Origin of the sequence: Pseudovibrio denitrificans JCM 12308, from assembly GCF_001310815.1 — a bacterium.
GTDB lineage: Bacteria > Pseudomonadota > Alphaproteobacteria > Rhizobiales > Stappiaceae > Pseudovibrio > Pseudovibrio denitrificans.
In genome coordinates this window covers 24,325-37,648 of record NZ_BAZK01000024.1, presented here as the reverse complement: position 1 = coordinate 37,648, position 13,324 = coordinate 24,325, and the positions used below count along the sequence as shown (strand labels likewise).

The window sequence follows — 13,324 nt, the reverse complement described above, 5'->3', positions numbered from 1 at the left end:
GGCAGGAGTAAACACGACGAGTACCTAAAGTTGCTTTTGAAGAACCACTCGACTTTTGGATTAAATTGACAAAGAAAAGGGCCGCCAAAGCGACCCTTGAATAACCAATGCATAAAGAGCGGGCTCTAAGCCATCCATTGCTCTTTCCAGGTGATGAACTGCTTATAAGCTTCCTGCTGATCCAAAGCCTGATAAGTCTTCAGCGCAGCCTGTCGCTGAGAGTTGGAAAGGCGATACCGCCACGGCCCAATCTTCAAGAGCGCCTGAACAGTCATCATGCCAAAGCCAGACGCCCGGCACACAACAAGGAATGGCTCCGTGTCGTTACGCACTGTCCAGTGCTGCGCCTCAGAATGACCAATCCCTGCCAGCATAGCAAATGCAGCAACAGCCTCGGCAAAACGATCCTCTTCCGCGTAAGCACGCAGAGCATTTTCATTGAGGCGGCCCTGACGAACCAGCTCCATCACACGGCCACGTCCAGTCTCAAAGTCATAGCGACCAAGCCAGAACTCGTTGGAAAGCTTACCAGCCGCAATCCGCGCAGCTTTTGGAAGCTTGCCAGCAACATCGCTTGCACCTTCTTTAATAAGCTGCTTGCGAACCTGCTCACTGGCGAAATTAATAAGCGCTTCGATATGCGCATCAGCAAGGTCTGCACGCTGACCAAGCGCCATCTGCAGCACCTCATCCCCGCGCGCTTCACTCATCAGAGAGTTCACACTGCGTTGACCCAGCACCGCACCATCATTGCCAGCAACAGTCTGTTTCACCTCGGAGTTTCCAAGATCGACCAGAACCTCACTGATATTCTCAGAAATCACATCACGCTTTGCAATCGCCAGACGGTGATCATCACTCTTGCTGCGCGCAATGCTCACCAGATCACTCTCACGCAACACGTTAGAGCTCCGCAGCAGCGGCTCAGCGATATCAATCTCATCAAAGGCAAGCTTGCGAACAGTCTGTTCCGGAGCACGACGCACTTCAGAAAGCTGCTCAGCCATATAACTCAGCGCATGCCGCTCAACCATTTCTGAGAGACGGAGCATGACGCTATCATAGATATCAATCTGATCATCAGAGCACCGCTCCCACGTCCGGGCAAACAAAAGTGCCACATGGCGGGCAAGCTCCGAGCGCCGCTCGATATTTTTTTCAAGCGCCAGAGATTTGAAGTCAACGATATGAGAAGCCAAGTCAGATGACATTTAAAACACCGATGGGATACGCAAACTGATAAAAACCTAAGAAACAGGATTAAACAAAACCTAACTCAATCTCTTCTATTTTTAGTTAATTTAGAAAAATTAATGTGCGATTTGCATGCTTTGAATAACAAAAAAACCAATAAGTTTTCGGGCTCTAGCGAGGACCTCAGAAATTTAATTAAAAAAATAAGCAACAACAAGGGCTTACAAAAATATCACAAATCCTTAACCACGTTCATCTGTTCGGCACATGCTCCAAGCCTCGTTAACTTCCTGTTTGTGACACACTCTCTTTTTGTCAGAACGTCCCCAAATTTTGAGTGGCTTCATCAACATTTACGGCGCTCAAAACGTTAATTCCTTACCAAAAGGTCAAGTTCCGGATGAAGCACCCTTGAGTCGCCCGAGGTTAAGTTTCTAAGCCACCTAAGAAAATCAACAATTTCAGAGCGGCAATAGCATCAACATTTCATCAGCAAATGTGAATTCAGTTTCAACCCGCAATAAGATATTTTTATCTCATGCTTACGTTCAAACAACTTCGCTATTTCGTTGCTGTCCAACAGCACGGCCACTTCGGAAATGCCGCGGAAGAAGTCTGCGTCTCCCAACCCGCCCTTTCCATGCAGATCCGCGACCTGGAGAAAGAACTCGGCCTGTGCCTGATCGAGAGGAACGCCCGCTCCATCCGTCTGACACCGGAAGGCGAAGAGATCGCAAAGCGTGCGAACCAGATCCTGCGGGAGATGCAAGACCTTAAGGCCTATGCAGAACACGCCGCTTCCCCTTTAAGCGGAACCATCCGCCTCGGCGTCATCCCCTCACTCGCCCCTACATCCTCCCGAAACTGCTGCCAGCTCTCACAAAGCAGTATCCTGCACTGCAGCTGGATCTTCGCGAAACACTGACTGCCACCCTGCTCAGCGAACTCAAACACGGCACTCTGGACGCTGTCCTCGTGGCTTTGCCTGTTGAAGAGCCCGATCTGGAAGAAGCACCAATCTTTGAAGATCACTTCCTTTTAGCTGTAGCCAGTTCACGCGAAATCGACGAACGCAAACGCATGGGCCCTGACGATCTGCACGGTGAGAACCTGCTGCTACTGGAAGAAGGTCACTGCCTCAGAGATCAAACACTAAGCTTTTGTGGATCAATTGGTCAAAATCAATCAGCTAATGTGGGCGCCACAAGTATCGCCACAGTCCTCCACATGGTGGCCGCTGGATATGGGGTAACCGTACTACCGGAAATTTGCGCAGATACAGAAATCGCAGATGATCGCATAACACTTTTGCGGTTTGCAGAGCCCCAACCTTCCCGTAGGATAGGTTTAATCTGGCGAAAAACTTCGCCTAAAAGCGAGGATTACATGGCGCTCGCAAGGTGTTTGCGTAACGTCACCAACTAATGAAAGTAGTTAATTCAACCCGTTGCTGTGAATAACCGAAAAATATGCCGTATGACTGCATACGCATTATCGATTTTTCACTAAGCTATAGAATATGGAATAGAAGAACGACTCTTATTTAAATGAACTTCCTTCCATTCAAACGCACGCTATTACACCATCAGCCATTTTTTGTTGCTCGGTGTAAAACAGGAATCCAATACCTTGAGCAATGAGATCGCCCACATTGTAGACCAAGCCTTCTGCAGCTACCTTGCAGACAGCCTTGACCGGCTACAAAAGGGCGTGGCCATAATTCAGGGAAATGGCACGATCCTGCGCAGCAACGAGTTCGCCAAACGCCTGTTTGAGCAAACGCCTCAAATCAAGATCAGCACCGGTAGGCTGGAGTTCACGGATCCGAGCCATCAGCGCGAGTTCCAGAACGCACAAAGCCTGGCAACAGCCACCATTGATCTGGATGTGCAGCAGGAGCTGGTGCTCCGCCGTGACGAGGCATTCCTGCGCCCAATCCATATCGATATCCGTCTGGTTGATACGGATTATGAGGACTTGTTCTTCCTCTTCATCACCGATCTGGAAATCCAACAGCAGATCAACATCCAGAAAGCAACCGCCCTCTTCCGCCTGACGGACAAGGAGGCAATCGTTCTGGAACAGCTGTCAGGAACACAAACAGAGCCTCAAATCGCAGCAGATCTGGACATCACCAAGAACACACTGCGCACGCACCGCAAGAACATCTACGCAAAGCTGAACGTAAGCAGCCGTGTAGAGCTGGCAATGCTTCTCTCAATTCTGGTGTAATAGTAAAGGCCCGATTAGTTCGGCGAAACTTTATAGAGGCAGCGGCGATCCCCTTTGAGGATATGCTCCACGCGCTCTACACGCACATCCGCACCCAGCACATCCTGAAACAGATCCAGCTCAGACTGGCAGAAATGCTGGCAGGACCGGGCTGCGGCACAGATGGAACAGTGGTTCTCGGCAAACAGGAAGCTCTCCTCCCCATCCTTAAGAACCTCAGCCATGTAGCCTTCTTCACTGCGCTGCTCAGCAAGGCAATGCAGTTTTTCAGAGAGCGTCTTGGCAGACTTCATCGCAGACACATAGGACTTGCGGGACTGATCAGCACGCGCATCAATCAAGCGCTGAAGCCCCTCTTCTCCATAGAGGTCTTTGATGTTGCCAAGCAAATCAACAAGCACACCGCTATGGTTGTCAGGAAACTTCTTGTTGCCATTATCCGAAAGACGCCAGGTCCTGCGCGGACGGCCAACAGTACCCTTCAGATCTTCAAACTCAACAAGCTCTGCTTCAAGGAGCGCATCCAGATGCTGACGTACAGCCACAGCCGTTACGCCCAGGTGTTTAGCCAGGGTTGCCGCTGTGTTAGGTCCACGCGATTTAAGCGCGTACATCAGTCTGTCTTTTGTGCGATCACTCATAGGAAACTCATAGCACACTAGAAATTATATGAAAAGTTTTAGCTTTCCTAATAAAGCAAAAGCTACTGGGCTTGTGCCCTCTGTAAACCACAGCAAGGAATCACTGATAACTTACCCATAAAATAGTATTGTCTTTGCCGTAGAAGAGATTATGCATCATAATTACTCACCTACATATGTAATGCGCAAATAAGAAATTTCACTTTTCATATAAACTGAAAAATTCGAAGACGCTTATCCCCATTTTCCTAAAATTTACCTAGTATTTTTATAGTATTCCCGCACAACATGCCCCCAAATTCTCAGAGAGCCCCCCGCTTTCTTTTTGCGTAAAAGCCCATAATCCCTATCAATAGAGGCGTGGTAAACAATTGGTTGATAGTGGTGGGAATGATGTCTGAAGCAGGCAACACAAAATACAATATCGAGTACCCCGTTTACAGAACGAACCCTCATTCTGCTGAGACGCGCCAACAGCCTTTCGCGCAATCTGTCTTGCGCGTCTATGAAAAACTGTTCGAGCTGCCCACCTTCATTATGATCAACCCGCAGGATGATCTCCACGATACAGAGCTCTTCGTTTCTGACAGTATCCTTCCACTGGAAGCACAACTACGAGCCCTACTGACCAAAATTACCGAGCTGCCAATCTGCGGTGATGATGTCCAGATCTTCCCACACCGATTTAGAAGTGAAAGCACCTCTGCCACGCCATCTCAGTCTGCCACACAGTTCATTGCACTCATGCCGCTTTCTCTGCAAGACCGCGTCATCGCAGTCGTTGGCATCCTTTGCAACGCAGAGACAAACACATCCACGCACTTCCCAAGAGCACACTTTCAAAGTGGTTCTGATCAGCTCATCAATGCGGACCTCACCAAGAAGTTGAAAAGCTTCAGAAACCTGGCACGCATTCTGGTTCCCGGCCTGTTGCGTATCCTCTCAGCCAACGATCTGAACGATACACTTCGCATTCACGATCCAGCCTCCGCAAGATATTTGCTTCCCCCACAGCAGTCCAATCCGCGTGAGATTTTCACAGTCTGCAACATCGACCCACTCACTGGCCTGCGCACCCGAGAAAGCTTTGAGCAACTGATCTCGGATGCAATCGAGAGCGTCACCGATCCAGACCAACGCGTCGCTTTGTTCTATGTGGATCTGGATCATCTGAAAGTCATCAATGATGCCCACGGCCACGCTGCAGGTGATGCAGCATTGGTTGCTATTTCCGATCGCCTCAAACAGATGGAATGTGAGAACATCACCGCCCTTCGCTTAGGTGGCGACGAGTTTGCCCTGCTGCTGGAAGACACCTCGTGTCACCAAATCAGAGCATTACTGGAGGAGCTGCCTGCAACCCTCAGTCATCCGATCTATCACGAGCATAGCGAGATCCGGCCCAAGGTCAGCATCGGTGCTGCCGTGTTTCCGCGTCATGCGAACAACGTCAAAGAACTGCAAGAGAGTGCCGACACAGCTCTGTATCATGCAAAGAAACGAGGCCGGAACCGCGCCAGCCTCTTCAATCAGGTGATGCGCACGCGGCTGGATCGACAGGTCACATTGCAGCGCACCGCAAAACAGGCACTCATGCAAAATCAGGTTGGCACCGTGTTCCAACCCATAAGAACTTGCAAGACCAGCAAGATCAAAATGCTAGAAGCCCGCCCAGACTGGCCTACACAAATCCTTGAAATTGCACGTGGCAGCGATCTCTCCAAAATCTTCGACAGCGCCAGCTTCAGCGACATTCTCGGCGATACTACAATTGCAGCTATCATTCACACCATGCGCGCTTGCCAGAACACATCGATGGAACCTTGGGAGTTCCTGTTCCGCGTGCCAGTGCCATCTCTATTGAAGGAAGGTTTCTGCGATGATCTCAGTTATCTGCTTCAGGAAAACAACGTCCAACCAGACAAGTTCACATTAGAGATCCCCTCACGGGTTCTCCTGCGGGCCAACGCACACATCCTGATCAGTCAGCTCAATGAACTCACCAGCACTGGCGTTAAACTCTGCATCAACCATTTCGATTCCGGCGGTCTTAAGATCGAGCACTTCCAGAAACTGAACATCTCATACATCAAGCTGCACGCAGGATCTGTTGAGAAGCTCTTTGAAGACGAAAAGACAGCCCGCCTGCTCATCGCCGCAACCGAGTTCGCACATGCTCTGAACATCGAGATCATTCTCTCAGAAATCAAGAACGCTCACACCGAAGAAAAGCTAGAAGAGCTTGGAGCGGAGTATGTTCAGGGAGAGTTCTATGCACCAGAACAACGCTTCTCGGAAATCTATAAGAAACATGTGCTGGGTATCTCTCAGGATCCAATCCAGAGAGCAAAATCAAGCATCGCACATAGAAGAGTGTCGCGTCTGCCGTCATCCATGATAAATTAGCGTTTAAACATCAGCGCAAGAGATCATGTGTGAGCAAGACCAAAAGACAACGGGCAATCAGTGATGCACTCGGCGCGCTGATACCACACGTACCATTTCTGGATGCAGCTGAAATCAGAAGCAAAGCCAACCAGCAACATCTGCGCCACCTACCGGCACATATCGCCGTTCTGCTGGCAACAACCAGTTATGTGCGCCACCAATACACGGATTATGATGATTTGCTAGAAGACGGTTTGGACCGCGACGCCGCACGCTACTGCGTGGCTGACGAAATGGAAGCCACCATCACATCGTGGGGTGGCACCATAACTGCGGATGAACTGCTGGCCGCTCCCAGTGGAAGCGGCGAGCACGATCAGTAGCTATAAATTATCGGCAAACACCAATAATCCAAGTAAAGGCAAGTGCTACCAGACACAGTGCTGGAATAATAATCGCAGCATAGCCGAAGAACGCAATTGCAAGGCCCCAGCCAACAAAGAAGTTGGCGCAGAAATAGTATTTCGCTTCACTGTTCCCGTGAACAGCGTCTTTAAACAACCAGCCAATAATTGGGACGAGGAAGAGTATTTTAAAGAACAGCGGATCGCTATCCTGCTGAGCCTCAGCAGAAGACAAAGTTGTATCGCTCATTACAGTGCCCGTTTTTGATTGATGGGGAAGAACACAGTCTTGACTTACATCAATTTAGCAGTTGCGCGCATGCGTCACATCAGCACATCTACGTATGAAGCATGAATATAGAATGAGACTGCTGCTCTTCTAAATCAGCCCCTTGCATAACATTAACCACGGCACCGTTTCTGTTTCACGATCTTTCCTTCTTTTCGTCAGCTAAACGCAGCCGCTTTGGCCGCAGGAAAAAGGAAACAAGATGCCAAATAAAGAAATTGTCGGGTACGCACTCAGCACCAATGCGCAGCTCATCGCTAAGATGGCGGAAAGCGATTACACAACAGTCATTCTGTGCTTTGTTGTCGGTGATGAAGCAGGAAATCTCTCCCCTAGCACAGAACTTCAAGCAATGTTCGATGCGCCAGATCTCATCAGCAACCTGAAATCTGCAGGTAAGCGAGTATTGATTTCTATGGGTGGAGAAGTCTTCTCAACCCCAGCCTGGGCTGCCTTGGCAAACAACCTCGACAACACCGTGCAACAGCTGACCAAAATGGTAACCGACCACGGTCTCGATGGTGTCGATATTGACTGGGAAGATACCAACTACACGGGGTATGATGCCCCAACCTTCCTCGTGGACCTCTCCAAAGCCTTGAAGGACCAGCTGCCGGACGGTCATAACTTCGTTACCCATGCACCGCAAGCACCCTACTTTTATGGCGGCGCTCCAGGTTCCTACACACAAGTGTACGTAGATGTGGCCAAGAATGCCGGAGACGCAATCGATCTCTACAACATCCAGTACTACAACAATCAGTGGTATGTTGGGGAAACTGCAGCAGAAGAAACCGGCAAAGTTGCAGGTACTGAGCTGGTAAATGGTCAGACATTCCCCTCCAGCATTATCGGAATCGCATCAACTGGCGTTCCGATCTCCAAGCTTATCCTCGGCAAACCGACCACACTGCAAAATGTCACCGGCTCAGCCTCCGTAAATGGCTATCTGTCTGCCGATGAGATCGTAGATAATCTCATCTCACCACTACTGGCTAAAGAACCCGATTTTGCCGGTATGATGGGGTGGCAGTACCCCACTGAGTACGGCTCAGATACGGGTACAGATGATTGGGCACAAACCATGGCAAAAGCACTAGGCAACTGATCCTGACCAATTAGCGAGCGGCGGAGCAAATCTTGCTCCGCCGCTCAGCAGCAAAGTTTTAACTCCAGACAATAGATTTCTCTCAAAAGAGCACCCTCACAACTCCTGGTCCGAAAAACTTTTTCGTGATCAGTGCCGAGCAGCACGTAATGCACGATGCATATTCCCTAGGGTCTCCCTCAATGGTTGCAAAAGCACGATGGCAAAACACCTCCATCCGAAGATGCAGCCTGAAAAAATTCAATATGAGGAGAGGATCACATGCCAAAGTTCGGACTATCTCTTAAGCTTCAAGTCCCACCACTTCAACTGAACCAGCCGCAACAGGCGCCTGCTGCAAATCATCAGGCAAACAAGCCAGGCGGTCTTGCGGGAAAGCAAGACGCTATTGCACAGCAGGTGAAAGATCTCCCGGCACCTGTCTTCCGCCCAGCATCCAATCCACCAACTTTTGAAGGTGCACGTGGTAGCGGCTGGGGCTCAGAAAACAGCGGTTGGCGCACTCTGAACATCGAGAACCAGGATAGTTTCATCCATACCAAACGCATCGATGCGAAAGCTCAGGGTGAGTATGCTGGCGATAAAATCCACCTGAGCATCGAGCCGAGCCAGGTACCAGCAGCATTTGACGCCATTAACACCCTGCTTTTCTCTGAGGACTCTCCTGTCGACAAATGGAAAGTCACAGACATGACCCGTGTAACAGAAGGTTCTCGTGTTCAGGTCGGAGCGCAGTTCACTCTATATCTACGCCCAACCTCCGAAGATTCCCAATACACCGCACAGGATCTGAAGAACGATAAATCCTTCGTTGAAGCAATCGAGCAAAAGCTCACCCATGCAGGCATTCAACCGGGCGAACGTCCGGCCTCAGATGTTTCTGCTCACCATTGGGAGTTTGCCAGCTACCGCAATGAACTTCGCAGTGATCGTGAAGGTGGCGTCGCCCAGACAGAGGCTTTGCGCCGGGAACCGGTTTTCGAACTTCTCACGATTTAAACCTCCCAACAAAAAAGGCCCGCAAATGCGGGCCTTAATTCTTTATAGAAAGCAATACTTAGCGGGTAAGTGGCTTGTACTTGATGCGGCGTGGGTCAGCAGCGTGTGCGCCCAGACGACGAACCTTATCTTTCTCGTAGTCTTCGAAGTTACCTTCAAACCACTCAACGTGGGAGTCACCTTCAAAGGCCAGCATGTGCGTTGCCAGACGGTCGAGGAACATACGATCGTGCGAGATAACCACGGCACAACCTGCATAGCTCTCCAGAGCGTCTTCCAGCGCAGCAAGGGTTTCGGTGTCAAGGTCGTTAGTCGGCTCATCGAGCAGCAGCACGTTAGCGCCAGACTTCAGAACCTTAGCGAGGTGCACGCGGTTACGCTGACCACCGGAAAGGTCGCCAACTTTCGCCTGCTGTCCTGCACCCTTAAAGTTGAAGGAAGAACAATATGCGCGAGAGTTGATCTCTTTCTTGTCCAGGTAGATAACTTCAGCACCTTCGGAAATTTCTTCCCAAACGGTCTTGCTGTCATCCAGCTTGTCGCGAGACTGATCTACGTAACCAAGATGCACGCGCTCACCAAGCTCAACTTTACCACTGTCAGGAGTTTCCTGACCGGTCAGCAGCTTGAAGAGGGTTGATTTACCAGCACCGTTTGGACCGATCACACCAACAATACCACCGCGTGGCAGTTTGAAGGACAGATCGTCAATCAGCAGACGATCACCAAAGCCCTTGGAGACATTCTCAACGTCAATCACGTTGTTACCAAGACGCTCACCAACCGGGATCATGATCTGCTCAATGGTAGGCATACGCTCTTCCTGAGCAGCCAGCAGGTCGTCATAAGCCTTAATACGGGCTTTGGACTTGGTCTGGCGGCCTTTCGGAGACATACCCATCCACTCTTTTTCGCGCTTGATCGCACGAGAGCGAGCCATGTTCTCACGGCCTTCCTGCTCCATACGCTTGGTCTTTTTCTCAAGGTATGTGGTGTAGTTGCCTCATATGGGATGCCCTGACCGCGGTCGAGCTCCAGAATCCAGCCAGTCACATTATCAAGGAAGTAGCGATCGTGGGTGATGATCAGTACAGAGCCTTTGAACTCGCGCAGATGGCGCTCCAGCCAGTGAACGGTTTCAGCGTCCAGGTGGTTGGTTGGTTCGTCGAGCAGCAGCAGATCTGGCTCGGAAAGCAGAAGCTTACAAAGCGCAACGCGGCGGCGCTCACCACCGGAAAGGTTGGTCACAGGGCTGTCAGATGGAGGACAGCGAAGCGCTTCCATTGCCATCTCAACCTGGCTTTCCAGGTTCCACAGATCCTGAGCGTCGATCTCGTCCTGAAGCTGAGCACCTTCCTCGGCAGTCTCGTCCGAGTAGTTCATCATCAGCTCATTGTAACGGTCCAGCTTTGCCTGCTTGTGCGCAACGCCTTCCATCACGTTTTCAAAGACGGTCTTGTCCGGGTCTAGATGTGGTTCCTGCGGCAGGTAACCAACCTTGGCACCTTCAGCAGCCCAGGCTTCACCGGTGTACTCTTTATCCAGACCAGCCATGATCTTCAAAAGAGTGGACTTACCTGCACCGTTAGGACCAAGGATACCGATTTTCGCATCCGGGTAGAAAGACAGGTGAATGTTGTCGAGTACTTTTTTAGCACCGTAGGCCTTGGAGACCCCGTGCATGTGATAGATGAACTGGCGCGCCATGGACTGCCTGCATCTCCTGATCTGTGTAAACTAAGAATTCTCTGGGAAGCACTCATAGTGGAAGCTGCGCCAAGGGGCAATCCATAACACTTCAGCGAAGATCAAATCCGCCGCTTTTTTCTTCCAAAATCAGGATTTTTGTAAAGCCGCCAGCTTCGCGAAAGCAAGAAAAAGGGCAGCAAGTAAAAACCGCCGCCCCTGCTACAAGTAAACTCGTAGAAACTTACGCCATCTTCAGCTGCGGAACCACGGTAAGATTCCGAACCACAGCATTGTCTTCAATGGCCTTCAGGCCCTTCACAGCAATGAACGTCACAATCGGCTCAAAGACAACAATTGCCAGATAAGACAAAGCGAACTGCGCCCATGCTGTAAATGGTGTTGCCACTTCGCCAATCATCAACCAGAAGCCAACCATACCGGTCACACCAGCATAGTACATCGCATCTAGTTTCAGTATCTGGCAAAGCTCAGACGCTTGGTCAGGTCTTTGTCAAACAGCTGCTTACCACCCAGATAATGAACGGAAATCAGCGGCAGCATCAAAGACAGGCTGTTGACGCCAAGGTGGTACATGTCCTGCGGATCAAAAGCGAGTGCCTGAAACAACAGGCCGATCGCAAACCCTAGCAGAACAGGTGTAAAGCCGAGCGTCAGATACATCGCCATAGCCCCAATAAAATGAAGCTCGGATGGCCCGACAGACAAATGGAAACTCTGCATGAAAATGGAGAAGAAACCAGCAGCCAAAAGTGTTTTCAGCAGAGTAAGCGGCTCTTTCAGAAATTCAGAGATCTGCTCTTTACAGCCCCAAACAAAAACGCCGACGGCACCTGCATTGGCAGCAATAACCTTGGCCGCAGAAACGTAACCCGGTTCAATATGCATTTAATATGCTCCTCTTCGCACCCACCGTGCGGTTTGAGTTTATGTTGTGTCGGGCAGGTTTCCTGGCTCATGGCTTTTGCATCACTCGCCTTCCCAGAGATCATCTCCAGTGGCTTTTATGAGGAACGCACCACGTAACAGTTGCGGGGGCAGCTGCGGCTCGGGCCCATCTTTGGTCATCCCTACCGCATTCCCTTTTCATCCAAGAAGCTTGGCTTCTATAGAACCCAACAGCCGGAATATCGTAAATTCCAGGAGAAGACACAACTAGAAATAAGAGGAGGTTGGGAAAACGCTCAACTCCTGAGGTTTCTACTCAGAAGAAGCCACTGCAAGCTGCAGGCAAAAAAAGAGGCGTGTACCCGGTGGTACACGCCTTTAAGAAAGTTGACACTCCCCCATCCGAGTGCCAGCCGAAGCTGCATTTAGAGATATCAGAGTGCCCCATCCCTTCATTGATCTTCATCAAAATAAATAAAATTACCTCTGAAACAGCAGAAATTATTCATTGTTACAAAATTAGTCAGTCCTTCAATCGATTAAAACTAGAACAACTCAAATATATCTCTGAGGGACCTCAACGAAAGTCTCAGTATTTTCTACTAATTCTTACTCAGGCTGGTTACTGAAGGAGCCTGCCACGAGAACTTCCTGAGCCAATGTCTCTCTGGTGAAATCACAAAGCTCCATGAATCAACCTTTCCGGAGACCTTATCTGGAGTTGTGCCGGAGGCTTCCTGTACCCCACTCTGACCAGACGCAATCTGAATTTTCAAAGTGCCCTCGCCCTTCCCTGCCAGCTTCAACAGTCCCAGATCTGTCTGAGTACGACCCAGAAAGACCGTGGGGGCTGCACCAATCCGATCCCAGATCGCACGCGCCAACTCCAAAGACGGGGTTTCACTGGAGGTCGCTGACACTTCAATAACCCGGAAGCGCGGCAGACCATAGTTCAGCTCCACCATGGTGCGATCCACTTCATGATCACCAAAGCTCAGCACCCAGATTTCGAAGTGATGTTCTTTAAGGAAACCCACCAGTTCCTTTAAAGGCTGATAGGCGAACTCCCGATACTTGGCACCAACCGCTTTCGGCCCGTTGAGGGACAAATGAGCCCGCACGCTTTCGCTGTAGTCAGCGAAACTGCCAAGATCTCCGTCAGCATTGGGTGGTACGACCTTATTGTCAGCGCTCTGTACAGCGGTACTCCACAATGCCCCATCGCCCACAAGCACGGCCACTCGGTCTTCCAGCGCCACGAACTCCGGGCTTTCCGTCCGCCCCATGCGCTCAATGCTCTCAATAATCCCGTGGCGTGCTGTGGTGGAACTCCAGCTCGGCAGGATGTTATCCCGCTCACCACCGGTTGGCTGCATGACTGAAACTGCGGAGTATAAAAACAAGCTGGACCACTGCATCGCTCAAGATCACCCAGAAGCTGTTCAAGCAAGATGGAGACCTACAATGCACATCA

General features: G+C 50.4%; 13 protein-coding genes, 1 pseudogene and 1 riboswitch. Of the genes and pseudogenes, 7 read left to right on the top strand and 7 right to left on the bottom strand.

Annotated features, from left to right (window positions below; all coding sequences use genetic code 11):
- Positions 1-125 precede the first annotated feature (125 nt).
- Entirely contained in the window at positions 126-1,211 is a 1,086-nt protein-coding gene (locus JCM12308_RS23090; RefSeq protein WP_037036136.1) for a DUF2336 domain-containing protein, read from the bottom strand.
- 521 nt (positions 1,212-1,732) lie between these two features.
- Here JCM12308_RS23090 and JCM12308_RS32830 point away from each other — a divergent pair.
- From JCM12308_RS32830 to JCM12308_RS23075, 3 genes are all read left to right on the top strand, one after another.
- Positions 1,733-2,119 (top strand): LysR family transcriptional regulator, encoded by a 387-nt coding sequence (locus JCM12308_RS32830; protein WP_306303374.1) that lies wholly within the window; start codon positions 1,733-1,735, stop codon positions 2,117-2,119.
- Entirely contained in the window at positions 2,047-2,619 is a 573-nt protein-coding gene (locus tag JCM12308_RS32825) for a hydrogen peroxide-inducible genes activator (protein WP_306303377.1), read from the top strand. The genes JCM12308_RS32830 and JCM12308_RS32825 overlap by 73 nt, the downstream gene beginning before the upstream one ends.
- A gap of 174 nt (positions 2,620-2,793) precedes the next feature.
- Positions 2,794-3,426 carry a helix-turn-helix transcriptional regulator gene (locus JCM12308_RS23075; protein ID WP_208978886.1) on the top strand — a complete coding sequence of 211 codons (633 nt, stop codon included), beginning with the start codon at positions 2,794-2,796 and terminating at the stop codon, positions 3,424-3,426.
- Positions 3,427-3,440: 14 nt separating this feature from the next.
- Here JCM12308_RS23075 and JCM12308_RS23070 read toward each other — a convergent pair whose 3' ends face one another.
- On the bottom strand, positions 3,441-4,067 hold the full coding sequence (locus tag JCM12308_RS23070) for a helix-turn-helix transcriptional regulator (protein WP_054785208.1): 627 nt from the start codon (positions 4,065-4,067) through the stop codon (positions 3,441-3,443).
- Between the two features lie 393 nt (positions 4,068-4,460).
- On the opposite strand from JCM12308_RS23070, the gene JCM12308_RS23065 reads away from it, so the two are divergent.
- Together JCM12308_RS23065 and JCM12308_RS23060 are read left to right on the top strand one after the other, a co-directional pair.
- Positions 4,461-6,473: a GGDEF domain-containing protein gene (locus JCM12308_RS23065; protein ID WP_208978885.1), complete on the top strand. Its 2,013-nt coding sequence runs from the start codon at positions 4,461-4,463 to the stop codon at positions 6,471-6,473.
- Between the two features lie 29 nt (positions 6,474-6,502).
- A complete protein-coding gene (locus JCM12308_RS23060) occupies positions 6,503-6,838 on the top strand; it encodes a DUF2293 domain-containing protein (protein ID WP_054785206.1) in 336 nt (111 codons plus the stop codon).
- Between the two features lie 7 nt (positions 6,839-6,845).
- On the opposite strand, the gene JCM12308_RS23055 is transcribed toward JCM12308_RS23060, so the two are convergent.
- Complete coding sequence (locus JCM12308_RS23055) at positions 6,846-7,109, bottom strand: hypothetical protein (RefSeq protein WP_008548148.1); 264 nt, start codon at positions 7,107-7,109, stop codon at positions 6,846-6,848.
- 241 nt (positions 7,110-7,350) lie between these two features.
- On the opposite strand from JCM12308_RS23055, the gene JCM12308_RS23050 reads away from it, so the two are divergent.
- Together JCM12308_RS23050 and ospF are read left to right on the top strand one after the other, a co-directional pair.
- Positions 7,351-8,256 (top strand): glycosyl hydrolase family 18 protein, encoded by a 906-nt coding sequence (locus JCM12308_RS23050; RefSeq protein WP_054785205.1) that lies wholly within the window; start codon positions 7,351-7,353, stop codon positions 8,254-8,256.
- Between the two features lie 261 nt (positions 8,257-8,517).
- The gene (gene ospF, locus JCM12308_RS23045; RefSeq protein ID WP_008547743.1) at positions 8,518-9,255 is read left to right on the top strand and encodes a type III secretion system effector phosphothreonine lyase; all 738 of its coding nucleotides are present in this window, start codon (positions 8,518-8,520) and stop codon (positions 9,253-9,255) included.
- A 58-nt stretch (positions 9,256-9,313) separates the two neighbouring features.
- On the opposite strand, the pseudogene ettA reads toward ospF, so the two are convergent.
- The 4 genes and pseudogenes from ettA to JCM12308_RS23030 all read right to left on the bottom strand — a co-directional run bounded on the left by ettA (position 9,314) and on the right by JCM12308_RS23030 (position 13,268).
- Positions 9,314-10,962: pseudogene (gene ettA, locus JCM12308_RS23040) on the bottom strand (energy-dependent translational throttle protein EttA).
- Between the two features lie 223 nt (positions 10,963-11,185).
- On the bottom strand, positions 11,186-11,404 hold the full coding sequence (locus tag JCM12308_RS30885) for a hypothetical protein (RefSeq protein WP_208978884.1): 219 nt from the start codon (positions 11,402-11,404) through the stop codon (positions 11,186-11,188).
- 11 nt (positions 11,405-11,415) lie between these two features.
- Positions 11,416-11,850 (bottom strand): energy-coupling factor ABC transporter permease, encoded by a 435-nt coding sequence (locus JCM12308_RS23035; protein ID WP_208978883.1) that lies wholly within the window; start codon positions 11,848-11,850, stop codon positions 11,416-11,418.
- A 35-nt stretch (positions 11,851-11,885) separates the two neighbouring features.
- A riboswitch (cobalamin riboswitch) is annotated at positions 11,886-12,096 on the bottom strand.
- A gap of 356 nt (positions 12,097-12,452) precedes the next feature.
- Complete coding sequence (locus JCM12308_RS23030) at positions 12,453-13,268, bottom strand: hypothetical protein (protein ID WP_208608799.1); 816 nt, start codon at positions 13,266-13,268, stop codon at positions 12,453-12,455.
- Positions 13,269-13,324: the final 56 nt, after the last annotated feature.